The following is a 25,870-nucleotide window of genomic DNA, read 5'->3' as shown; positions in this document are numbered from 1 at the left end:
CAGTATTCATTTCATAGGCACGTAGTTTCTTTTGCGTTAGTAAATTTTGATTTGATTGTTTTCCATATGGTAATCGAAGCCATAATTTCTTTTAAAAGACTCCAATATATCCTCCATGGTTTCTATTTTGACATCAAATGTTGCCGTGAAGGTTTCTTCCCCTAGTTGGGTATTGCTGTTTGTGATCGACACATTGTAGCATCGTGCCAATTTTTTGATGATGTCCTTGAATTTCATATGACTGAACACCATCCTCCCCTTTGTCCATGCCGTATAGATACCCGTATCTACTTCTTTGACAGAAATATCCCCTCGCTCCTTGCTCCATGCCCCCATAAACCCCGGCTCCAACATCGTATACTCCTCCCCATTTTTTTCCTGAGAACTTTTGTATAGCCCAACGGAGCCTTCCAGTAAAACCGTATTCACATAGGCATCCTCTGGATAGGAAGAAACAACAAACCGAGTCCCCAGGACCTTAACACCCAAATCATCCGCATTGACTATAAAGGGTTGCTCCTTGTTTTTATGGACATCAAAAAAAGCCTCACCTTCCATAAAAACTTCCCTAGTTTTGCCTTTGACAAACCGAACGGGATACTTCAAGGAGGTCCCGGCATTCAGGTGCACCTTGGTCCCATCGGATAGAACAAGTTGAAATGTTTTACCATAGGGAACGGTCAGTTTATGATATTCCAGTGGTTTATCTGTATTATCCAAACCGGCGGGCTGTTCACTATCGGACGTATAATCCAGTTGACCGGCTTTTTGCAACCCCACTATTTTACCTTGACGGTTCCTAAACTGTTTATGATCTGATTTTGTCAGTTTTTCAACGGAACCATTTTCAAGCTCCAGGGTAATGGCTTCTTGTTTGATCAATGGTTGGCCCACATCATTGGTGAAATTTTGAAAGAGAAAAAAATAGGTGCATCCAACAACTCCGATAAAAACTGCCGCAATCTTGAGTACCGTATTCAAATACTTAAGTTTGGAGTCCTGTATTGTGCTTGCCTTTAACCTTTCCCATTCCATGGTATGTGTTTCATCCACATCCTTTTTCAAGCGACTTCTTTCAAGCCAATGGCTGGGTTCTGCCAATTTTTGCATTATATAATCGCGCTCGTCTTGATTCAGCTCCTTTGAGGTATCCACCTCTTCAATCCTTTCGCGCAGTAGGATTGTCCTGGCCAGTTTTTTGGCCAGTTCCATTAGTTTGCTGAAATCTCTTAACATATTATAATTGTTGCTGTCCTTTTACTTAAAGACGATGGAAGTTGCCTATGGGGTTAAAAGTTTTCCGTTTTTATGGCAAAAAAATGTGGGTCACTAGTGCAATGTGCTCCCGAAGTTGGAAACGGAGCTTACGATAGGCTATTTTTTTCTGTGCTTTTACCGTATTCAGGGTTATTTCCAATTCGTTGGCTATCTCACCATTTTTATAGCCCAACAAACTCAGTTTTATGATTTTCTTACATCTTAAGGGCAAGGTATTTACTGCATGGTCCACCAAGCGTGCGGTTTCTTGCAAAACAAGCTCACTCGAAAAAAAAGAATCAGTCTCCATGCTTTGTATTGCCTCTTCGGATAAATCACATTTGGATTTATACCGCTTGCTCTTCAACACATCCAATGATCTATTCTTTACCGCTGTGTACAAATAGGACCTAACCGTATCCTGGCATTTAAAAACCGTTTTTTGGTTCCAAACTTTGATGAAGATTTCCTGTACAACATCTTTTGCCATTTCAAGGTCGTTCAAATAACGATTGCAAAACAAGCAAAGTGCAACATGGTGGGTATCAAAAAGAATTTTGTATTCCTTGGGTGTTAGACGGTATGTTTTATTGGCTTTCAGTTTTAAGAGGTTATTTTGACCTTACATTGTAATTTTTCCAGTAGCGGCCCTTGGTTTTGTTCGTTCCATTTGAATACGCAAGAATCATGAATCCATTGAATTCAAAACTCTTTGTGGATGATTGCAATACACAAGTGCCCAGAACTATTCATGGCACAAAAAAAGGGCAATCAAAGACTGCCCTATTCCAAACTAACTAAAACAACTCAATCAATGAGTAAACAGTTACGATGCCTGATGATCTCAGCATAATATTATGTTGGTTTGCATTCATAACATTAGTAAGACGACCATAAATTGAAATAGGGTTAAAAGTTTTTAAATAATTTATATTTGAGTATGCTATTAACCGTTCATTGCCGTTTGAATCCTTTCTTGGATTTTTTTCCTTACCAAAGGAAAGACCAATAAAAAACAGTGGTAATTGAGCAAGCTTCACAATTAGGCCATCCTTTAAGGCATATGTAAGACCTTCCTTTTTCTTGGACAAAAAAGAACTTCCAATATTGTCATGCATTTTAATGTGCCCGTGAAAACCGGCCATGCGTAGGCTTGGCCCAAACAAACTTGAGATAAGTAAACAAAAAGTAATACATACGGTTTGAAATTGTGATTCGGGCATTGATTCAACCTTTGTTTTTTCGGAACTACAAGTTAAATCGCCAAGACCTCAATAAAAATACGTACCCATCCACAATTTTTACGTAGGGGTACGTATCTGTGACAGATTAAATACAGGTTATAGGGATAATATCAAATCCTTGTACTTCGAGATCCATGAAGTCCACTGATCTCCATCACTCCCTAATTCCAACTTTTGGATCATATTACTCCTATGTTTCTGGACAGTCCGCAAAGAAATCAACAACTCCCCTGCAATTTCCTTGGAAGTTTTGGACTGGGCCATCATTCGAAGAATGGTACGTTCTGAGGAGGACAACAGTTTCAGTTTTTGGAGTTGCGGATTGATTGTCGTTTCAACCACTTGTTCAAAGCTTTTGCTAAAATATGTACTTCCCACACTGACCATTTGAATGCATTTCTGGATTTCCGAAAAAGGTTCCTCCTTCATCAAATAGCCACTGATTCCCAATTGTTTGGCCCTATACACAAGCCCCTCCTCCTTGTACGAGGTGAGTAGTATAAAACGAGTTTCACAACCTACTTCCCTTGCCTTTGCGATAACTTCTATCCCGGAGAGCATGGGCATTTGAATATCCAAAATGGCAATATCGGGTTGCTGGTCCGCCAGTGCCTCCAAAGCCTCCAAGCCGTTGGTTGCCTGGGCAATCACATTATATCCTTTGGATCCAAGCTCATCTACCAGCCCCTTTAATAACAACGGATGATCATCGGCGATCAATAAAGTATGGGAATTATGCATTGATAATAGGAATATTTGCGTTAATGGATGTTCCTCTGTTGTTGGCGGTCCGGATTTGAACCCTTCCACCCATCATCCGGATTCTTTGCCCCATTGTTTTGAGTCCTAGACCTTGGCCCTTGTATTTTTCTTCATGGCTGAAACCTATTCCATTGTCCTCAATCAACAATTTCACACTATTGGATTCCCTTACAATCTCAATCAACACCTCGGTAGCCTGTGAATGTTTTACCAAATTGGTCATTGCCTCTTGTACAAAACGATAGAGGTTTACATTTTGCTCCTTGGAAAAGCAACCCTCTATGGAATCCATTTCCAAGGTGAAAATAATATCATATTTCTCATCAAAGGTATAGATCAACTGTTGAATGGCACCTGTAATTCCCAAACTGACCAATGCAAGGGGAAGAAGACCTTTTCCCACCTGTCTTACTTCATCAAGGGTATCTTGGGAAAGTTGCAACAATTCTGTTTGGTTGGCATCCCTAGCTTTTTTTGATAATATGGTAAGTTGCTGCCCAACACCATCGTGCAATTCGCGGGCAATATACTCCCTTTCCCTTTCTTGCTGCCTTAACAGGTCTTGGGAATATTTTTCGGTAAGTTCTTGCTCCTTTTCGGCAAACCGCCTGTTCCTGTACAACCATAAAAAACCAGACCCACCAACAAGTAGTATACCTCCAAAGACCAACCAATAGGTCTTTTCCTTGTTCTGGGCATCCAATATCTTAATGTCCTGCCGTTGTTTTGCAATTTCCATATCCTTCTTTTCCGTTTCAAGTTCGGCCTGCATAAAGGCAAATTTTCGCCTAGAGGTTACATTATTGACGGAATCTTTCATCTGTGTATATTTTTTATAATGTTGGATTGACTCCTCCAAATTGTTCATCCGTTCATAAATATTTGCCAACAGAAACTCTGAGCGCATAATATTTTCGGCCTCAAAAGAGCCTTTAACCCCATCAAGGGCTTTTTGGGCATACCTTTCCGCTTGAACCAATTGGTTATTGACCAACGCATTCTGACTCAAAGCCAACTGATAATACGTCCCCAAGAAAGGATTGTTGATATGGGGCCCTATCTTGGTCATCAATTCCTTTTTATAAAGGTTCGATGTATCCTTAATCCCGTTTTTGGCATAAATGGAGACTGCATAAGAAAGAGTCAAAATATCCACAATCCCCTGTACATCGGATTCATGGCCCTTCTCTTTAAGTGCCATTCGGATTTGATGAAGTTCTTCGGCAAGATTATTTTGGCGATCGGCCTCATTGCAGGCGGCCAAACGCGCCATAGTAACCACCTGATACTCCTTTATCTCAATGCCCTTTTCAAAAACCTCCTGGCGGGCCTCCTGTGCTCTATCATATAACCCATTTTTACCATAAAGTTGTGCCAAACCGTTCTGTGCCCATAAATACATCAGTGTATCCCTTTGATGGGAAAATATCTTTTTGGCCTTTTCAAAATAAGTGACACTTTTAGAGATTTGGTTGACCTTATCACTATTCTCCCCAGCCTTTAAATAGGCATAACCAAATTCATATAACGAGGAATCCTTATGCTTTTCCATAAAAACAATTCCCTTATCCAATATTTCCAAGGATTCTTTGTAAAACTGCATGAAGGTCGCCGCCTCTGCATAGGTGATGTAAAAGAAAGCTATCTGCTTTTCTTCGCTATTGTAATGGAGATAAGGCTGATACTCCTTCAATATGCCATAAGCCTTTTTATGGTTGATGGATTCGTAGATGTAATACATGCCCAAGGTATTGGTGAACAGCAGGGCTTTTTTCCATTGCTCTTGGACCAATAACGAATCCCGATACTGAAGAAAATCGTTATCCACCCAATTGTTATTTAACCTCCCCTCCTTAAGCAAACCGTTTAAATAAGCTACTTTTTCTTCAAATGTTGGGATTGAATCCAAATTACCGATTATCTCACCATGATCCTTGAAGGTTTGGGAACGACCTGTTCCAACAACCAAACAAAAAAACAATATCAGTATGGGTATGGGAGATTTATTCACAGCCATAAAAATACCATTATTAGGTGTTTTTTTAGGGAGATATACGAATATCTCGCTTTACAATTCCAGTATACCCAACATTTTCAATATCTATGATGAATCGCTCTTGGTCTCAATAAATGTTGGAAATAAAATCATATCTTAAAAAGAACTCATGTGTACCTCCTGTATATGGCCGAATCCCTGATACTGGAATTTCATAGGCATACCCCAACCTCAGCTTTTCCCCTATCCTAAGACTTCCCAAACCACCTACTGCATCATAACTGTTAAAACGATAGTTGGCTCCTAACATGAATCGGTCATAAAACGTAACATTGGTTCCCACATCAATGGAAACCAAGGTGCTATTGGTCACTATAAACATGGTTGTTGGCTGCAATTCAATGGATGGGGCAAGAGCCAAACCATATCCGGCCGTGAAATATAAATTGGTGCTTTCCGCAATCCTATAGGATGAATCAGTATTTGCTATATAATCAACATTGAACAGTTGCGGTACCGATAAAGCCATGTACCACTGTTTTCCATACAGAAAACTTCCCACCCCAATATTTGGGGACCAACTATCCGAATATGAATTGAAAAAGGGATCCACTTGCACATCGGGGTTATTCAAAAGTCCAGGGTTCAAGGAATAATGGGTAAACCCTGCCTTTATCCCAAAGGCCAGACGCGTAGCCCCACCTACCTGTAATGTATAGGAGAAATCTCCATAGAAATAATCAAATTTCTCTTCGCCCAAACCATCGCTTACAAGGGAAAGGCCCAACCCTACCTTCTCATTCCGTAAAGGCGTATGTACCGAAAATATTTGGGTAGATGGGGCTCCATCAAAACCAGTCCATTGGGAACGATGCATCAAAATCGCCGAAAAGCTCTGTGTACTTCCTGCAAATGCGGGGTTAATACTGACTGGATTGTACAGGTACTGTGTAAACTGTGGGGCCTGTTGCGCAAAAGCAATACCTGGGTACAAAACACCTACCATAATCCAAATGACATACTTCTTCATCCTAATCCTATTTTGTTCCAATGTAGATACTGCCCTTGATGGGTCCTATTTTGGTATGTAAAACCTGTATCACATAAAAATACGTTCCCGAGGACAATGGGTTATTGCCCTGTGTTGCATTCCAATCGTTTTTATAATCTTCTGACTTGTAGACCTGCTGGCCCCAACGATCAAAAACCACTAGTGATATTTTTTCTCCATAGGTATCGGAGCCTCCAACAATAAAATAATCGTTATGCCCATCTTCATTTGGGGTAAGCACCTTGGAGACCTCTATTCGTAACTCCCCATCCATGTCACAATCATCTTTTACGCTTATTTCAACAACAACCTGATTGGCACACATTCCGGCTTGCTCCGTGTACGTGAAAATGTAAGTTCCCATACCCATGACCGATGGATCGATTACCGAGCCGTTTAAACCAACCTCATTACTTTGGGATTCCCAGATTCCATTACCTGCTTCACCCTCTATACTATCATAAAGATCCAAACGGGTTTGGGTATTGCAGACCGAAATGTTTTCATCAACACTTATCTGTGTTGGCTGTACGGTGATGTTTTGTTCAATGTGTGTTTCATTGCCCTTGGAATCAGTGGCTGTCCAGTAACGTTCTATCTGGTATCCTTCACCTGAAACAGTCTCGTTTTGGCCATACTCAACCTGAACTTCCAAATCACAATTATCCTCAAAAATCGGATTGGGTATTTCCGGTACTTGATTGCAATACACGGTAAGGTCCAAATCCATTTCTGAAATCAATTCTGGAGGGGTGGTGTCCTCAATAATCACATTTTGGGTTTGAAAACTTGTATTGCCATTTTCATCTTCGTAGGTCCAGGTCACTACCTTGGTTCCCTGTTGGGTCATAGGCAATATAGCATCATGGGAAATAATGACCGTGGCGCTGCAATTATCCATTACAGAAGGCGGTGACAGTTCACTCACCCCACATTCAGCGACAATGTCTGGAAGGCTTGCCGAGGTGGGCATTGGAGCCATGGTATCCACCACGGTGACCGTGGCGATGCAATGCGAACTGACCCCATTATCGGCGGTTACGGTCAATACCACTTGATTGATTCCTAAGTTTGAACAATCAAATTCAGTAACATCAAGGGCAAGTGTTATTTCACTATCCTGATCATAAGAGCCATTATTGATTTCCGCTGGACTTATAATTACCCTACCGTTTGAATCGAGAGTAGCTGTGATATCCTGACAAATGGCCACGGGAGCCATGTCTTGTAACTCATAGGCGCCCATATCCACTGTACCGCCATTGGCATAATCATAAATACGCTCATTTCCGGCCAAATCGACTGCAGATTCCGGTGCCCCTAACGATACCACAAAATTATTTCTCCCCGTATTTACACCAGGACTACTAGCTTTTAACCTAAAATCATATTGGACTGCATCTTCAAATTCAGGGGCTGAAGTCAAATTACGGACCTGCGTCACACCGCTCGAAACATCTCCATTATAGATCAATGAATTATACATCCGTCCAAAGCCACCAACCATGTTGATATGGCCATTGGCACCGGTATTATTGGAAAGTATGGAGTTCGCGACCAACAAAGCCCCATCGCTTAAATGGATACCTCCCCCCATGGTCGAAGTGTTATTGTCCAAGGTGGAATTTATAATTTCAACTTCACCGGATTCACAGGATACAGCACCTCCGGCAGTGGTCGCATTATTATTATAGAGCAAGCAATTTATCAATTTGGTGTCCCCGGTAAAACTAATCACCGCTCCCCCCACACCATTGCTACCATTGCTGAAGGCTATATTATCATGTAGTATGTTATTTTTCAGTAAAAAGTTGGCATTTTGATTTATATAAAGACCTCCCCCAGTTCGGCCAATACCCACTTCACTATTGTCCGAAGGATCGTCCGCATAGGAATACGCAACGGTAAATCCATCCAAGGTCACATTAGGAGTTGTCACGGTCACAATGGTATGGCTGTCCCCGGTATCTGCCACTGCATTCCCATTGATATCCCCACTTAAGATGGTCGGAGCCACATTCCAATCGCGTTGATCTGAGGAAGTTTCATTTCCGGTAAAACCTCCCAAAAGGGTAACCCCTTCTGGAATGACAAAGGAATCATATTCGGAAGCTCCCGGTTTGTAAGTTCCTTGTGCCACCCATATCTCGGTTAAACCACAATTGGCAGAGAGGGCAAGTGCATCCTGTAAATCGGTATATGCATCGTTCCACGAGGTTCCATTGTTTGCCCCCGCGGCCTGTTCATCCACATAAATGACACCTGAACCGCGATCATAGGGATCTACCACAGTAACCGTGGCTGTGGCCGAAGCCGAATTATAACCGTCATTGACCGTTAAGGTAACCGTATGCGTTCCCGCATCGGCACAGGTAAAATTGGTTTTGCTCAATGTTCTGGTAAATGTGGTGTAACAGCCATTGGCATCTATACTGTTATCGTCTATATCTTCAGGTGTTAGGGTTGCGCCCCCATTGGCACCCAGATAAATGGTAACGGGTTTCGTGTTCACGATAGGAGGCGTATCCTTGCTGATTTGATAAATGTAATTATAGGTAGCCGTATTCCCATATTGGTCGGTTACCTCAATGGGAACCGATACATTGGTCCCAATATCGGCACAGGTTGCGGTACGCGTGCTGGCTACAGCGGTATAGCTTCCACAATTATCCGAAATATCGAAAGGGCCTTGTGGTGTTAGTTCCACAGAAGTATTATGTCCCATTTCAATAAAATTGGTCATCGAAAGCATAAAGGGAGGGGTATTGTCCACTACGGTTACATTGGCCGTACAGGTAGCCTCATTGCCCCTTACATCAAGAACCGTTAAGGTAACTGGGACGGTACCAACATCATCACAGGTAAAGGTGGTTTGTGATAGGGACATAGAAGCTATGGAAATATTATCCGTGGACCCTGCATCTATATCAGCCGCAGTTATGGTGACAGAACCATCTGCAAATAAAGGATTCTCAGGATCAAGAGACACTGTAATATCCTTGCAAACCGCCACAGGAGGCTGTTCATCGTAAATGACCCTGTATCGGATATAACCGGTAACAGGATTACTAGTCGTTCCTCCTTCTGTTCTTACCACATTAATGGCATCCGTGAAAGTAAATGACTCTCCACCGCCGCCACCACGCTCCAAATCGCCACCACCGCCACCATAATAACCGCCGCCTCCGCCGCCTGCCGCTCCTTTACCCAGAAACTGATTTGAACATTCTGCAAATTCATTACGTGGATAAAATATCGAACCGGCCCCGCCACCGGCCCAGCCCGCACCACCTCGATTGACATCCCTAATTACTGTTTTTTTACATGTAGGATCAAATAACCCTCCCGAACAATCTCCGCTATATAATTCCGTAGGTGGATGATATCCTCCTGCACCTCCTCTATATGGTGATTTCCCTACAATATCTTCTTTAAAAATGTCATATTCACTACTTACTGGCCTTTCCTTTAGTCTTCCTCCTCCACCTGAAAATACAAAGAATCTCTGTCCTGCTTCCTCCCCATAGTAACCTGATGTAGGACCTCCACCTGTTCCCCAATCAGTAGGGGGGATAACTGCCCTCCCATTTTCTCCACAAGAATCTTTTCCATCCCTGGCGATCCCACCACCATACCCATGGGAAACCACGGCTTCGATTGCCGCTCCACCACCACCACCGGCAGCAATTGCTATGGGATTTGTAGCTTGGTTGTATGGGGTTATTGCCGTAGCCCCGCCACCGCCACCGCTGGCGGCAACATCATGAGCATCGGATTCTCCACGAGATCCTATAAAAAAATGGAGCCGGTCCCCTGCATTTTCACTGGTAATGGGTAAGGTAAACCGTACGGTGCCCCCTTCCCCGCCCTGTCCTATTTTCTGCGCCACCAAACCTTGCCAAGTGGCACGTCCGCCATCGCCTCCTTTAAGGATGAACTCTACAGCTACCGCCCCGTCTTCCAATGTTGGCAAATAACCGTCCATGGTGGCCCGGGTACGTGAATGCCCTCCCCCTTCGTAGGGTAATGGAGTCCATTCGCTATTGATCAAGTCTCCTATAGAGGTATGGGGTCGATTTACGGTTTGTCCGATCAGGCTTGCTGAACATAACATAAATAGGACTAGTACAATCGGTAGTGATTGAAGCGTTGATTTGGGCATGTGAAAAAGTCTTTATTCTTTCACGCCGCAAGTTATATCCATGTAGAATCAAATAAAATACGCACCTATATACATAATTTACGTAGGGGTACTTAAGCGATAGTTATTTCAAAAAAAGAAGAACAGGTTAGGTTTATGACCATATTACAACTAAAATACTGCTATAAGTTCTACTTTTTGTTAATGCTTTACTATTGACATATATAGAAAAAGGGGTTCAACTTAACGAAGATTAGAAACAAATCACTAAACCCGTATCGTTAGTGTGACTTTTGTAGACATTGGACAAAAATAGGACACCTTATAGGCTTCTTAAATTCAAGATCGGAATTACCAGTTCCTCTTTTGTCATAATGAAATATGGTAAACCCTCTTTGAGCAAATAATATGGCCTCCGCACCTGAAGCACTTCGGTCTGAGTTTCCAGAAGAAGTCACAATTATAAGGGGTTCCCTTTACTGTTATCAGGATACCAAATAGTTACATTAAGACTTGATCCACCGGACACAAAACCAACATCTTCACTTTTTGGAGCCTTACGATTATCAAAAAGTTCCCTTTCTAATGTATACGGAACCGTTATGGTATCAACTATAAGTAGACCCTGAGGTTTGCTGTAATTATCTAGCCATTTGTTTTTGAAAGAATATGCGTAAAAATCACTTTGCAACTTAAAATTTATTGAATCTCCTTTCAATTCAACATCTTGAAACGGAATTCGATGGTATTTTGCTGTTAGCTCGTAAGGAAAACCTTGAAACTGACAGAGTCTTTTTCTATTATAAAACCAATATTATCGGAAAAATTGCCGTTTTTAATTATTCCAATAAAGTTTCCTGTTTTTATTCTCTCTTTAATTTGCCTATTTGGATTGCAAGAAAGCATTCCAAATGCCATGAAGGTGATAAGTATCCTTTTCATGTGCCAATAGTTTCACGTCATATTGTTTCTAACTTATTGGTATAACCATAAAAACGGATAAAACGTTGCCTTTGCAATAACCAGTTTTCAAATAAGAGTTTTATTTTTTATTCATCATTTTTTTGATAATGCTGATGGGTAGGTCCCCATGCCCTAATACCTCATGATGAAAGGTATTAAAATCAAAGTCAGAGTTTGACTTTGCATCTTGGAGAAGTCCCAAAAATACTTTTGACCCGTATTTATAGGTAATTACCTGTGCTGGCCAACGTTTCATTCTGTTAATTTCCCGAACACCAATATCATCTTGATCTTTAATGTGTTCTTTCCAAAATGCAAGGGCCTTGTCATCGGACCAACCATAATAGTTTAACGCAACATCAAGACAAACCCTAACGGATCTGATCAGATCCCATTCCCATTTACCGTACTCGTCATATATGGTTTTAAAAATTCCCAATTCATTACCCAAATGTTCCACATATGCACCCCAGCCTTCGACATATCCGGGATACCAAAAAAGTTGTTGTATCCGGGTTCTATCAACTATGTTGTTGACCATAGATTGATAATGGTGCCCCGGTATGGCCTCATGGGCATAAAACCATCCCAATTGCCTTTTATTGAACGGTTTATCGAAAACATTGTAGAAAAAAGTGTTGTTGCTGTAATAAGCGGGAACTTGTACCATATTTTGGTTGCTGCTTCTAGCGATATCAACTTCTGGTATTTCTGAGATGTACGGAAACAGAATCTTTGAGCGTGCCCCAACCTCTTCCTTGATTATTTCAAATGCTTTTTGAATGTCTTCCGGGTTTTCAAAATAAAAATCCTGGTCCCCCAAATATTCTTGAAATTCCTCCTCGGACAATCCTGAAGCGCTCTGTAACCGTTTCATATTGGACTTCACCATTGCTATCTCTTCCAATCCAAAACTGAATAGTTCTCCCGGTTTCACCTCAGCATCCACCCAACGTTTTAAGAGATAGCTATACCAATTTTTTCCGTTGGGGACAGTGTAAATACTTTTGGTATCATCCAGATCAACCTTTTCCCAATTTTGTTCCAAATGGATTCTTTCGAGATTTAAATTGATTTCATAATTGATGATTTCATAATTGATCCATTGATGATCTGTTAGTTTGGAACTATCAATGTTATTTATTTTTTCAAGCATCCCTTTGAAAAAAGTCTCTTGTTTAGCCAAATCCTTCTCTTCGGAAACATCTTGGAGCATGTTTACATAATTGACCTGCAAATCAGGTATGTCCAATACTTCAAAAGCATCCAAAAATTCTTTCTCTATTGTTCCAAAATCCTGCTTTTGGGAAAAAGTCAGTATCGGAAGTATAAAAAGAATCCAAAAAAGATTATATTTTTTGTTCATGTACAGTTATTTTTAAAGTTAAATGTGCCTTAATCCATTTTGTTCACTACCTCCAATCCTCTGCATTAAATGGAACGGCATAAATGTCCAAATGGCCATCAAAATTTTCTGGGTTATCGGAATCCCTTGTGGAAGTGAAAAACAACTTTTTACCATCTGGTGTTACAAATGGGCTCCCGTCCACTCCTTCGCTGTTCAACGACCTCATGTTTTTGGGCCTTCCCCAAATTCCATTTTCCTGAAACGAAATGTAAAGGTCAGATACCCCTAGGTCTCCTTCCGCATACATTCTAACAAAGATCATGAAGGATTCATCTGGTGAAACATAAGCATCAGATTCCAATAGATCGGTGTTTATATAATCTGGGAGAGGTTCTGCCTTCTGGTATTTTCCTTCGACCCATCTTGAAACATAGATATCATAGTTTTCATCCTTATCTTCCCGGCTGAAATAAATATTTCCACTTCGTGTCCGCAACGGATAATATTCATTTAAGGTTGAATTGATTTCTTCGGGAAGCATCTCCGCTTCCTGCCAAGCTCCATTGCTTAGTTTGCTTCGCCAAATGTTCCCATCTTTTCTATGTAGGTCTTTTGGTACTCCACCTTTCATTTTAAAATAGAGGTATGCGCCGTCTTCTGAAATCTGGGCATCACTCGCATCGGTATACACTTTCCCTCCTATTACAACACTTTCAGGTTTTAAAAATATACCGTCCTCAATTTTGCTTACGGTAATTTGTCGTTCCCTAAAATCGGAAGAGGCTTTTGTATAATAGATTGCATCGTTGTTCGATGAAATACTTCCACCGTACTCCACATTTTCCGTGGTAACGGCACCTACCTGAAATCTGACTGGAACCGTTCCAGAATGGGGGGTGGAGTTTTCTTTTTCCAAAAATTTATTGAGATCAAATGAGACTATGTAATGGTTGAAAAATATATTCTCGTCACTGCTGCCCCTACTACTGGTAAAAATCAGGTATTTTTCATCTTGTGTCACAAATGGACTTCCGTCATATCCTTCAGAATTGATATCTGCACCCAACCAGATGGGCAAAGACCATCTACCGTTTTGGTTAAAACTGATGTATAAATCCGATTTTCCCAAGTTTTGGTCCCGTTCAAATCCGGCAAAGATCAAATAGCTTTCATCAGGGGCAACAAAGGCATTTCCTTCCAATTTTAGGGAATTGATATAATATGGGAGTGCCTTTGGTTCCTTATAGGTTCCGTTCACATATTCTGATATGTACAGATCACTGTTATTGAAACCCTTCGGTTTGATAGAGAAATAGAGGTTCTTACTTTCTGCCATCCAGGGATAGAATTGGTCTCCTTCCAAATTTTGGACAAAAAATGGTTCTGGTAGTTGCCATTTGCCATTTTTTCTGACGGATTTCCATATATTCCAATCTTTGACCGTATCGTTTTCTTGCTCTTGCATTAATGAAGAAAACAGCATAAGGTTTCCCTCTGGATTCACATAAGCATCTGAATGCGAAGCTTCAGCCGGAAAATCTATTTTTTCAAGTTCATGGAAAATACCATCTTGATATTTCATCCTATATATAGCAGATGTTGATTTTTCCATTTTGGTGAAATACAGTTCCCTGGTTTTTGACACGTAGACGTTGTTCCACTGAACTGAGTCAACGGACAAATGGCCCAATCCCAACTTAACAGGTTTGGTCACGGTTGCGTACTGCTGAAAGACATCATCAGTATTGGTGCAACCGACCATCAGCAAAAAAACATTTATCAAATATTGAATTTTCATTTTTTTACTTTTTTATCACAATCAATCTAAAAAGGCCCACCCATCTTGCTATAAATGTTTTGCGATAAAGAATTGCTGTCAGAACACTCATTTTAGTTTTAACTAATGTGTTTATCCAGGTTTTCCGATTTAAATATTGATTGAAAAAATATATGGTTTAGGATGATTCAAAAAGCATTTTGTTCTTTTAATGACGCTGTGCTTTATGTTTTGGATTCATCTTTGAATCACTATTATTCAACTTTTTCACCATTTAAATCATATTTGGTCATGTTCAAGAAAATTCCATTTTGGTCATATTCATAGTGAATTGAATTAACCCCTTTGTCGTTTTCAACAGGTTTATTTTCCATATCAAAGTAGGATTCTTTAAAACCATTGTATAACCCCAGTTTTTTATTTTTCCAATTGAAGGTGTACGCCACTTTTGCAAAACGGTAGTCCATGTTCAAATGATTCTTTCTATTTGCTAAATTGCCGGATACATCATGAAACGACCAACCGAGTTCATTTCCGTATTCATCAAAATCAAAAGCTACTGATGCATACCCGGCATCTAGGCTCAGAATAGGATTCCCTTTATCATCTACATTTACAATTGACTTTAAAAAACCATTTTCAGATATAGAAATTTTGGCATTGTGGAAAGGGAAATACGTAGTCAGCACATTAGGCGTTCCATTTTTCTTGAATTGCTTTTGAACAAATGTCCTGTCATCAATTCTTTTAAATTCAAATAGGTAAGTACCCATTCCGCTTTCAATCTGGTTGCCCAAAGAATCCCTTAAGACTAAAAAGGTCTTGTTATTGTTTTTATCCAACTGAAAAACTTCTTTGTGTATATCACCCCCCAAATAATAGTGTCTGTAAGCAGCGGATTTTTCACCCCGGACATCATGGTAAGACCTAATGAGCCTGTCCTCATGGTGAACGTACCTGACCTCATGGGTGCCATAATAGCTATCGTTGTCTGGTTGATCTTTATCAAAATATTGGATGCTCAGTAATTCTTCTTTCCCATTATAGGCAAACCGATAATGTTTTAATGCCATGGCTTCTTCCATCGATATCTTTCCCCTTCCCAAGTATTCCATATTTGGTGAGATAATTCCCGCCAGGTTTGAATAAAACTCAGTTTTGGCACATCCAGTAGTACGCCTTTCTTTACTTTGAATCAAAGCTTTAAAATTATCTGAAGAGGAGGGTTCAAAAACCATTTTGTTTTCCTTTTGGTCAAAATACCCCATAGATACCAATCCAACCAACTTGCCATTCGTATCCAGGACCGGTCCACCGCTACACCCGGCATAATTTCCTTTGGGAACATCCAAGCTTAAATTGCCCTCTTTGGTGAAGTCTATCAATGAACCAACCACATTTACAGGTTTTGTGGTGTTATAGGGATAGCCTAAAAAGCTGACTTTCTCTCCTTTATTCAAAGGTTTCTCCCGCAGCGAATAGATAATAATGTCTTTTGGTACATCTCCTTGAATTTCAAAAACCAGCCAATCTCCCTTTGGAGGCATTTCTATGGCTTCATTTGGGTTTTCATTGATTAATTTGCCTGCATGAACTTTGTTTTTTTCATTCTTTTTGGAAACAAACTCCCAAGATTTGAGCTTGCCGCCAAAACTTATGGTTTTCATGCTATCGGTCTTTGCAAAAAACAGCACATGCTTGGCAGTACATGCATACACCTTGCCATCATATTCCAACAGAAATCCACTGCCTGCATGTGGGTTGTTAAATTTTTGGTTCTTGAACTTGACGTCACAAACCAGTACAGAGTCGGTTTGTGCACTGCACATACAGATACCTATAAAAAGGAGTGTCAGGATTGTGGAAAAGAGCTTCTTTATGTTCATGTTATACTGTTAATCTTCTTTCCATTGCTCCTTCTTCAGATTCAAATCAATTTCCTGTGACTTACTTGTACACAAAAAAGAAAGTACGCCTAGAGAAACCAAAAACTTAAGTCTCATTGGTCTAGGATTTAAGCTTATTTCGCATCCATTCAATACTTTTCTTAGCTATTTCGGTATTATAGTTTTCACTAGCATATGATAGCATATTTCCACCGGAAAGGGTCTGGACATTATGTTCCATGGAATTGAAGTTAACAAAACCATGATCTGCATTTTCTATCAATAAGAAAGTTCCCTTACCGCTATTTTTGTTGACTAAATCAGCTATTATGCGTGCTCCTTCTTCATCTATTGCCTGAATGTCAAATTCGCCGTGCATGGCCAAGACATTTGTTTTTACCATAGACCAGGCCTTTGTGATGTCAACATCAACAAGTCCTTGCCAAAATTTGAAATTACGCCCAATATATTGGCCTCTTTTAAGGTCGTCCAGGTTGAATTGTGAAGCGTATTCTCTTTTCTCCGCCATTTCCTTTCCTGATAATTTGTGAATCAGTAAATCGTCATTGAACTTTAGATTTATTTTGTTGTTTTCCCTAATTTGTGCCTCGGAAACCCCAAAATGCTTGGGTTGTTTGGTATAGAGGTCAATCATGTAATCATACCAGTTTTTACCAACGCTGCCATAGGTAATGATTCCTCTAGGTGATTTTACTTCGTTCAAGAGTGGAGCTATCACTCCTCCCATGGAGTGTCCGAACATGAAAATATTATTGGTGTCCACATTGTTTTTTTTCAATAAATCCGCATATCCTTCCTTAAATGCCTTCAATTCTTCCTCAAAGCCTATTTCAGAACATGGCCTATCACTTTTACTGTCGCCCACACCCGGTTTTTCAACCCTGTACACGGCAAAGCCGGCATTTACCCAATCGAGCAGCAACTTTTTCATTGGGCCATCGTTGGATACGGTTTCTACCGAACCACAGGTATAGCCCTGAAGAAAGTAAATCACTGGTGGCTTCGACTTGTGTTTAGGTGTCACTAAAATGCTTCTTAGGGTATTACCTTCGTAAACCACCTCATCGTAAAAGACACTTCCGTTTTCAAAGTTTTCCTTTGGTCTTCCTAGAAGACGGGTAGAATTGCTCATCCTTTTACCGCCTGACCAATATTCCACTTCCAACAGATCTCCTTCGTATAATTGTGCCGTAATATCCAGAACGTCTTGAACATCATTCACCGAACTGTCATTTAGTTTTGTTAACACGTTACCCTGTTCCACACCCAAATTTGAAAAAGTGGAATTGGGCATTACGGAGATAATATGTATTCCGGAGCTGACCTTAAGGTTATGTTGGGCCGCAATACTGTCGTTCAAAGTTTGCATCATGACACCTAAAAGTCCTTTTCGCTTAAGTGACTGGGCATTGATGGAATATGACCCTATAATTGATACAAAAAGAAAAGCCCAAATGGAAGATAAACGTATCATACAGTCTGCTTTAATTCATTTTTAATTTGGAAGCAAACGTACCGGTTTTAGCTTTTCAAGTCGTCCGAATAGCTGCAGCTGCAAAAATCTTTACCTACTTTTAAGAGACTTTAACAGGGAGTTTGAAAGAAAAGATTGTAAAAAATACTACCCATAAAGTTTGGTAATATGGTTTTTTCGATAGGCGGATGGTGTTTCACCAACCATTTTCTTGAACACTGCATTAAAAACGGATTTATTGTTAAATCCGGATTCATATAGTATCGTTAAAATGGTCATATCGTCTTTACCATTTTTTAAAAGTGATTTGGCTTCTTCTATTCTATAATAATTTACAAAATCATAAAAGTTGCCTTTAAAAAAATTATTGATTAGGCTGGAAACATTTCTGGGGGATTCGCCCAATGCAGTAGAAAGGTCGCCAATTTTTAAATCTGCGTTTTTGTACAACTCCCTATTCACCATGAGGTCGCATAATCTGTTGTAGACTTTCTTATTTATGACATCATTGTTGGGTTCTTTCTTCAACTTAACGGACAAGTTGTTGTAAAAAACCTCGGGGCTACTTAACATTAAAACTATGGTTGCATTGGATAGTAACAGTAAGAAAAAGACCCCTATCAATGTCAGTATTTCTGAGAAGGTTGAATTGTTTTGCAACACAGAACTTGAAAAAAACAGAACCCAAATGGCCAAAAACAACAAGAGAACCTGTTTTAACCATTTCAACATTTTATTAAAACTTGGATTGCGTTTTTCAGTTCTATGGACAGTCCAAAAAGATATACCGGTATAAGCAACAACTTGTAAGAAGTATAGAGATTGAAAATTATTCCTAAGCATTAAAAAGCTTTCAAAACCAGAATTCCGAACACCTATCACCAATAAGATAACCAGTATAACATTAAGTATGGTAAAAATGAAAAACGGTACAAAATGTAGGATGAACTTTTTAATTGAGACCCCGGACCGAACAATATTCAAAGTAAACCAATACAAAATAGGCGCGTAGAAGAGTAAAAAAGAATTCAATAAAACACCACTATAAAAAGCAAATCCATTTCCCGAAAAAATTGAACCTTCCAATAATAAATTACTCATCAAAGTAATTCCCTTTCCCAAAAGAAAAAAAGAAAAGATAAAAATAGCATCATCCAACTTTTTTCTGTGATACCAGATAAGCACAGTGAAAAGTAAGAAGTTGAACAGGGTTATTTTTTGAAGTAAATCAATCATTGGCAATGTTAGAAAGAATATGTAAAAGTTTAAGAATCAACAAAACTTATCATTCTCACAGATTTCTTTTTGGTTAAAATATTAAATTAAGATTTTTCATCTATTTAAATTTTGAGACTCCTCTGAAAAACCAAAAACATATTTTTCAAATATAACCGTAATAAATATGTACAATGGAATGTATATATCCAATTTCTAATAACCTTAACTTTTGTATGCATCATATGGCAAATGAGAAGTTGTCATATAAAGCATTGTCAAGTCTAAATTTAGATTGATTATTTCAAATAAAAATTATTCAAAATAGCTGTTTTTAGAGCCTCAAAAATGTCCAAATCTCATCAAGAAGAGTTAAAAAACGTTAGGTAATGAGATGTTTAATATGTTTGCAAAAAAATAAGCCTCGGAAGGAGAAACTCTCTGAGGCCTTATGAATACTAGAAATCGTGGCAGAACGCTAAAAAATCCCTATCTACCTAGAAAACAACTAAATAGATTCCCAATTTTGTAATTGGTCTCCTATTATCAATCTTTGACCTTCCTTTGATTAAAATTAACAAATAATATGACTGTGAACAACAAAGTTAATTTTTGTCAGTACTCCCTACTTTAATCTTAAATGTGGACGCTGGTAGTTTTTCAGAATTGATCAGATTGGCTTTTGTCCATGGTTGCCATCCATAATATAAAAAATCAGGTCTTTTGGAAACCGGTATCACAATGTTATCATCCACGACAAAAGCTTCTATCTGGCTTTTTCCGTCCACAGAAAAACCTTTAATGGATTGCCCGCCGCTTAGAGAAAGTCCATGACCATATTTGAACGACACGATAACCTGGCCATTTTTATAAATGGCTTTTTTGGGAAGCGGTCCCGAAGGTATTACTTCATGGCCATACACATCTTTTAAGGCCCATCTGGCCAAACGCTCTCCCACATCTTTCTTGTTGGTGGGATGAACATCGTTCCTCGCCCCAATATCACTGGACACAGCCATCCCTACATATTTAATTCTCTCCAATGCTTTACGTTGTTCATCCCGAAAAAGAGGCCAGTATTGTGATTTGTACTGTGTTGAATCAATGGAAGATAGCTGTACCCAATAAAATGGCATTTGGGGTGCTCTCCATTTTTCCCGATAATCCAAAATCATTAGTTCTTGCAAATCGGCATATTCTTGAACGCGTTCAATTTCTTGGGCATTGCTCTCCCCTTGATACCAAATTACACCCCTTATGGGCATCCCCAACATAGGATCTATTCCTGCGGAATAGGCAAACCCAGGCTTATAGGCATGGTTTGGTCCCAAACTATCGGAAGGTATATTTGCTGCGGTCTTGGTATTTTGAGTTGCCCTTTCCCGTATCCAAACAGGTAGGTTGTCATTATGTATCCAATCTTTTCTGGTCTTCCCGGAAAACTGAAGATCATTTTTTAAGGTCGTTAGGCTGATGAAGGTTTCCAAAGGGGCTCCCCCAATGGCCAAATTGATCAACCCAATGGGTAATTTTTCTTCTTTGGCTATCTTTTTTCCAAAATAATAGCCTACCGCACTCATTGTTTTTATGGTACTGCTGTCGCTCAATTGCCAGTTGCCCTCATAAAACCTATCAACCTGTAACCTTTTCCCAATGGAATCGCTAAAAACCCTGTTATAAACATTTTTACCCGCATACGTAGGATTGTAGAACCGTAACGAAGTTTGGCCAATATTTTTGAGTTCTTCCTCAAAGTGCATCTCCTTTTCCATGGGCCATTCCATATTGGATTGCCCTATGCAAAGCCACACATCACCAATCAACATATTGGACAAAACAATTTTCTCCCGTCCTTGGGAAATATGAACGGCCCCAGGTAGATTGTTCGCATCTTGTGCCTTAAAATACACACTCCATGTAGAGTCTTTGGCCACTCTCGCCTGTTTGATATGGCTTAAGAATTGTACACGCACCAGCATATCAGGTGTACCCTTGCCCCAAAAATGAATAGGTTTATCCCTTTGAAGGACCATATGGTCACTAAAGAAACTTGGTAAACTCAATTGGGCAGCAATCAAATTGATTCCAAAAAGACAAAACACAAACGCCAACAAACCCTTCATCCTTCAATTCTTTTCTCTGAATACCAAACTAAAAATGTAGCCCAAAACAAAACAGGATACCATACCAAGAAAAGCATACATCAAGAAGCTGATTTCGGTATAAGCATTTATGTACCATATCAATACCGCGCTGGACACCAATCCCATAAGGGTGCCGACACCATTGGCCTTTTTGGTAAGAATCCCCAAGAGGAACATACCCCCCAGACCTCCGGTAAACAATCCTAAATAGCGATAGAATTCATCCCAAAGGGATTTTATATTGGAATTGGCCATCCATAGGGCCAACACCATGCCCACAAGACCTGTGAGCACGGTTGCAATACGTGCAATCTTCAACAGTTTTCTGTCAGGAACGTCATTGTAGAAACGTTTATAGAAATCATTACAAAAAGCGGTGGAAACCGAATTAAGACTACTGCTTATGCTGCTCATTGCTGCAGAAAAAATACCTGCCACCAACAGCCCTGAAACCCCAACGGGAAGTTCCCTAACTATATACCATGGAAAAATGGAGTCATTGTTTGAAATGCCAGGGGACAATCGTTCCGGGGCTTCCGTGTAAAAAATGAACAACAAGGTTCCCAATCCAAAGAAAATAATGGTGGCCGGAAGGGTCAATACCGCATTGGTATACAGGGTTTTCTTGGAATTTTTCACATCACTACTGGTCAAATAGCGTTGTACTATGGTCTGATCCGTTCCTTGGGTGACCAAAGCCGATGCCAATCCGCCAATGGTCACGACCCAAAAGGTAGCGGTTGTAAAATCAAAATCCATATTGGCTATGTTGAACTTGTTCCTTTCCGAAGCATAGGAGACCATCTCCCCAAAAGAAGCCTCGGTATTCAGCAGTATCCAGACCACAGCCAGAATGCTTCCTCCCAAAAGAACAATGACCTGCATCACATCGGTCCAAATCACAGCTTCGATACCTCCAAAGGCCGTATACACGATACAAAGCAAGCTCATGATGAGAATACAGGTTTCCACAGGGATTCCCGTTACAATGGTTATCGCCAACGAAGGCAATAAAAGTACAATCCCTATTCTCCCAAACTGGAATAGAATAAACGATAGACTACCAAAGGCCCTTGCCAAGTAATTAAAACGCTCTTCCAGAAATTCATAGGCCGTGGTAATCTTAAGTCGATTGAAAAAAGGAATGAACACCAACGCTATTACCGGCGTGATGATGATTGCTGTCATATTCAGCATAAAAAATGACCAATCCGTGACAAATGCTTTTGCCGGTATGGCCATAAATGTAATAGCACTCAACAGCGTTCCAAAAACACTGAGTCCACTGGCCCACCATGGAATACGCCCGCCTCCAATGAAGTAGTCGTTGGTCGACTTTTGTTTATAGGAAAAATACACCCCTATCAATAAGGATAACAATAAATAGGCTATCAGTACTATATAATTTGTGGTCCCAAATGGATTGGCAGCTTCTCCCAATGTCAGGGTCAGCACCATTGGTGTCCTGACCCCCGGGGAAATCTCGCCCGAAACAATTCTAAGCCCCTGATTATCGGTCATTGGAAAAGAAAGGGCCGTTACAGGAAGGGGTAGGGGCAACGTATCGTACACAAACCACGTTTGGGTTATGGTGTTATAGGCCAATATCTCTCTTGAAAATCCAGGGTGGTTGTTCAAAATGGAATCTCTTTTTCGAATCATTCCTCCAACAATGGAATCGTTTTGTTCCGATGGAACCCGCAAGGCAATCTCTTCCAACTTGTTGAACAGGATTTCATCCGATCCCCCATAAATCAAAAGATGCATGGAACCCATTGCTTGTCCCGATGCGCCCATGACAACCCTTGGCTTTCCATCAATGACAATATTGCCTTCTTCCTGCCATGTACCACTACCAAGGTCATAAGAGACAAAAGAGGTCAATGGTACTGATTTTTGACCTGAAATTTGGTTTCGGCCTCCAATGAGAAAGAGTTTTCGGGAGTGCTGGGTTTCTTGAACCAATGCCACATGCAGTGCGCGTGGTTCTCCCGGAAAGTCAGGCAGCTTTTCCCACTTTTCTGATTCCAATGACATTCGGTAAAAAGCATTGGTACTTCTGTCATCGTTTTTCCCTCCAGCTACATACACATATCCTCCTTCAAGGACTGCTGTGGTATAGGCCAAGGGTTCAGGAAGAGGCGGATAATCCGTAAAAGTGACTTTTCCGCTATTTGGGTCATATCCTATCAGAAAAACCAAATTACTGGTATTACTTGCATTTTCACCGCCAATGCATAAGATACCGTTGGGCAATTGTACCGATGCCCCATATGCCAAAGGTTTTGGCAATTTCTCTTCAGCATTATGCCAAACTCCGTTTTCAAAAAGGTAGATGTCATCGCTCCATACTTTCTCACCTCCCTCCCACGGTCGTCCATTGGGAAAATTGGCCCCACCAGCTACCAAAATCACATCACCCAATTGACCTCCCAACATTCCAGCGTACCCCAAAGCGGTTTCACCTTGTATTTTTGAGGGCAATGCAACTCCTTCTTCAATTTTGACCTTATCAGCTAACTGCTGTGCCCTCACATTACATCCAAACAATAAAACGGTTGCAATCAATAAATGGCCGACTATTTTTTTCATTCGGTAACCGGTTTAGTGGAAAATTCGATGCCTTGCTGCCCTATGGCAAAAGTGAACATCCAATTTTGATATGAATTGGTCCCAGGCACTTTTATCTCCACTTCGTTCCATCCTTTTTTTAAAAACAATTTGGTGGGCTCCCTCGTCCAATACAGTTCTTCTTTTTCCCATGGTGTTTCCTGATCTTGGAATGTGCCCCAACCTTCCGTTTTTGTGGGTTTCCATCCAGGATTCTTCCATTCTGGTGATGGCAGAGGCTGTCCATTCAACAAAACTGTACCCCCATTCGCATCCCATTTTCCCCTTAGGGGAATACCCGAATATACCCTATTGGCCCTGTATGGTGTTTCAAAACTTATCCAGGCATCTACTTCCTGTTCTTTACTGGAGTGAACATATGTTTTTGCAATATAGGTTTCTCCGGGTTGGGCCTCTGGAAATTGGCCTCCCTGTTTGAAACGATCACGGATATAGACCGTATTTCCGGTTGCCAGCTTCTTAATCTTGCTTTTATGGGCCGTCTCCATAGGACCCATTAGTTCCCAAATTGTATTGGCCTGTGCTACATAGGGAAAGGGCTTATCCTTAAAATAAGCTTCTTTGTGGTGCATTAAGAATTTCTCGAACGCTGCGAAATATTCATTTTCAAGCCTTCCCCTTGGGGGTACCATGGTGAGATAATCTTTGGATGCCTTTTGAACATCTGCAGTCCAAGTGGTCCATGCGTAGGTGAGCAGGGAAGGATACAACGGATTGGTAGTGATGGCCTCTTGCTCTGCATTGAGATTGACATCGGGCCATAAACAAATGATTCCCCCCAATATTTTATTTTTTGAACCATTTCCGATGGGCTTAAAGAAAAGTTTTGGGATATGGATGAACGGATCGCCATTATTGATGTAATTGTTCCAAGAATCTACTTCCCTGTACCCTATGTGGCCCACATTATTAGGCTTCCAAGTTTGACGGATAACATCATTATCGGCTTCCAGTCCCGGGTTCCAAACCATGACGTCCCTATCATGCTCCCGAACAAAGTTCACCATGTGGTCCATAAATCCTTTGGGGTCTTCGATCTCAACTTCATCTGAACCAATGTGTAGGATTGGACAGTAGCTTTTGGGAACCTCATTAAAAAACTCCTCCAAAATCCTTTCAAGAATTTTAATCCCTTCCCTTGACTCCATCTTATATCCGGTAGCCTTTGTAAAGGCATCGCTATGCCCAGGCATATCTATTTCCGGTATTACCTGTATCTGTCGTTCAGCGGCATATTCAATAAAATCCCGTATTTCAGCATAGGTATAGAACCTGCCAGGATCTCGCGAAGGTCTATGATTTTTGGGGTCATTGAGTTCTGGATGGACCTTACTTTCAATACGCCATGCCGGTCTATCGGTCAAATGCCATTGGAAGGTATTCAATTTGTACCTCGCCATCACATCCAATTGTTCCTTGAGCGATTGGATACTTTGAAAATTACGCCCAACATCCAACATATAGCCCCTTATGGAAAAGGCAGGCCAATCTGAGATAGTGCATTGATTGAGTAAAATAACATTCTCCTGATGGGAAATCAATTGTCTTAGGGTCTGTAGGGCATAATATTGACCTTCTTCTGTAGCAGCGGTAATATGAATTGCCATTTCTGTAACAGTAAGATCATATCCCTCATCTGGAAGGGAAGGGTCTTTATGGAAATGTATTGTATCAGTGGCCTTACCATCCATTAGGATTCCTGTGTCACGACAAATGGACTCCAATTCGGACTGAATTGACAAGGGCAAAGTTGAATCCGTCTCCACCCGAAAAGATGAAATCAATCGTACCCCTTTACCCCATTCCACCTTTTGGGGAAAGGGAATCAATTTTACAGGAGCATTATTCAGTGTTTCAACGGTAAACTTAGACTGAAAATTTTGTGAGCATAAGGTATTGATGGTCAACAAAGAAATGAGTATCGAAAACAGGGCAAAGGCTTTTTTTAAACGCTCCATGG

Annotated in this window: 16 protein-coding genes; all 16 read right to left on the bottom strand. The window is 40.5% G+C overall.

The window, feature by feature from the left end:
* Window positions 1-36: 36 nt before the first annotated feature.
* The 16 genes from F8C76_RS00710 to F8C76_RS00635 all read right to left on the bottom strand — a co-directional run bounded on the left by F8C76_RS00710 (window position 37) and on the right by F8C76_RS00635 (window position 25,868).
* Window positions 37-1,236 carry a FecR family protein gene (locus tag F8C76_RS00710; protein ID WP_152130025.1) on the bottom strand — a complete coding sequence of 400 codons (1,200 nt, stop codon included), beginning with the start codon at window positions 1,234-1,236 and terminating at the stop codon, window positions 37-39.
* Window positions 1,237-1,306: 70 nt separating this feature from the next.
* The gene (locus F8C76_RS00705) at window positions 1,307-1,813 is read right to left on the bottom strand and encodes an RNA polymerase sigma-70 factor (RefSeq protein ID WP_129654211.1); all 507 of its coding nucleotides are present in this window, start codon (window positions 1,811-1,813) and stop codon (window positions 1,307-1,309) included.
* Between the two features lie 241 nt (window positions 1,814-2,054).
* Window positions 2,055-2,480 (bottom strand): hypothetical protein, encoded by a 426-nt coding sequence (locus F8C76_RS00700; RefSeq protein WP_129654210.1) that lies wholly within the window; start codon window positions 2,478-2,480, stop codon window positions 2,055-2,057.
* Window positions 2,481-2,597: 117 nt separating this feature from the next.
* Window positions 2,598-3,242 carry a response regulator transcription factor gene (locus F8C76_RS00695; protein ID WP_152130024.1) on the bottom strand — a complete coding sequence of 215 codons (645 nt, stop codon included), beginning with the start codon at window positions 3,240-3,242 and terminating at the stop codon, window positions 2,598-2,600.
* Window positions 3,235-5,091, bottom strand: coding sequence for a tetratricopeptide repeat-containing sensor histidine kinase (locus F8C76_RS00690; protein WP_170283921.1), 1,857 nt, complete (start codon window positions 5,089-5,091; stop codon window positions 3,235-3,237). Before F8C76_RS00690 ends, F8C76_RS00695 begins: the two co-directional genes overlap by 8 nt.
* A 295-nt stretch (window positions 5,092-5,386) precedes the next feature.
* Window positions 5,387-6,289, bottom strand: a complete 903-nt coding sequence (locus F8C76_RS00685; protein WP_152130022.1) for a PorP/SprF family type IX secretion system membrane protein — start codon at window positions 6,287-6,289, stop codon at window positions 5,387-5,389.
* 7 nt (window positions 6,290-6,296) lie between these two features.
* Window positions 6,297-10,424 (bottom strand): T9SS type B sorting domain-containing protein, encoded by a 4,128-nt coding sequence (locus tag F8C76_RS00680; protein WP_170283920.1) that lies wholly within the window; start codon window positions 10,422-10,424, stop codon window positions 6,297-6,299.
* A 783-nt stretch (window positions 10,425-11,207) separates the two neighbouring features.
* Window positions 11,208-11,393 (bottom strand): hypothetical protein, encoded by a 186-nt coding sequence (locus F8C76_RS00675; RefSeq protein ID WP_152130020.1) that lies wholly within the window; start codon window positions 11,391-11,393, stop codon window positions 11,208-11,210.
* A gap of 100 nt (window positions 11,394-11,493) precedes the next feature.
* Window positions 11,494-12,780, bottom strand: coding sequence for a DUF885 domain-containing protein (locus F8C76_RS00670; RefSeq protein ID WP_152130019.1), 1,287 nt, complete (start codon window positions 12,778-12,780; stop codon window positions 11,494-11,496).
* A gap of 46 nt (window positions 12,781-12,826) precedes the next feature.
* Complete coding sequence (locus F8C76_RS00665; protein WP_152130018.1) at window positions 12,827-14,560, bottom strand: PD40 domain-containing protein; 1,734 nt, start codon at window positions 14,558-14,560, stop codon at window positions 12,827-12,829.
* Window positions 14,561-14,793: 233 nt separating this feature from the next.
* Window positions 14,794-16,425, bottom strand: coding sequence for a trypsin-like peptidase domain-containing protein (locus F8C76_RS00660; RefSeq protein WP_152130017.1), 1,632 nt, complete (start codon window positions 16,423-16,425; stop codon window positions 14,794-14,796).
* 121 nt (window positions 16,426-16,546) lie between these two features.
* The gene (locus F8C76_RS00655) at window positions 16,547-17,920 is read right to left on the bottom strand and encodes a serine aminopeptidase domain-containing protein (protein WP_152130016.1); all 1,374 of its coding nucleotides are present in this window, start codon (window positions 17,918-17,920) and stop codon (window positions 16,547-16,549) included.
* A 147-nt stretch (window positions 17,921-18,067) separates the two neighbouring features.
* The gene (locus tag F8C76_RS18620; RefSeq protein ID WP_165357363.1) at window positions 18,068-18,493 is read right to left on the bottom strand and encodes a helix-turn-helix domain-containing protein; all 426 of its coding nucleotides are present in this window, start codon (window positions 18,491-18,493) and stop codon (window positions 18,068-18,070) included.
* 1,247 nt (window positions 18,494-19,740) lie between these two features.
* Window positions 19,741-21,258 (bottom strand): sialate O-acetylesterase, encoded by a 1,518-nt coding sequence (locus tag F8C76_RS00645; RefSeq protein ID WP_152130014.1) that lies wholly within the window; start codon window positions 21,256-21,258, stop codon window positions 19,741-19,743.
* Window positions 21,259-21,261: 3 nt separating this feature from the next.
* Window positions 21,262-23,871 (bottom strand): sodium:solute symporter family protein, encoded by a 2,610-nt coding sequence (locus F8C76_RS00640; RefSeq protein WP_152130013.1) that lies wholly within the window; start codon window positions 23,869-23,871, stop codon window positions 21,262-21,264.
* Entirely contained in the window at window positions 23,868-25,868 is a 2,001-nt protein-coding gene (locus F8C76_RS00635) for a family 20 glycosylhydrolase (RefSeq protein ID WP_152130012.1), read from the bottom strand. Before F8C76_RS00635 ends, F8C76_RS00640 begins: the two co-directional genes overlap by 4 nt.
* Between the last annotated feature and the right edge of the window lie 2 nt (window positions 25,869-25,870).

It is taken from the genome of Flagellimonas olearia, assembly GCF_009184425.1.
GTDB classification, from domain to species: Bacteria; Bacteroidota; Bacteroidia; order Flavobacteriales; family Flavobacteriaceae; genus Flagellimonas; species Flagellimonas olearia.
The sequence above is the reverse complement of the archived record's forward strand: the minus strand, read 5'-3'. Positions and strand labels throughout refer to the sequence as shown.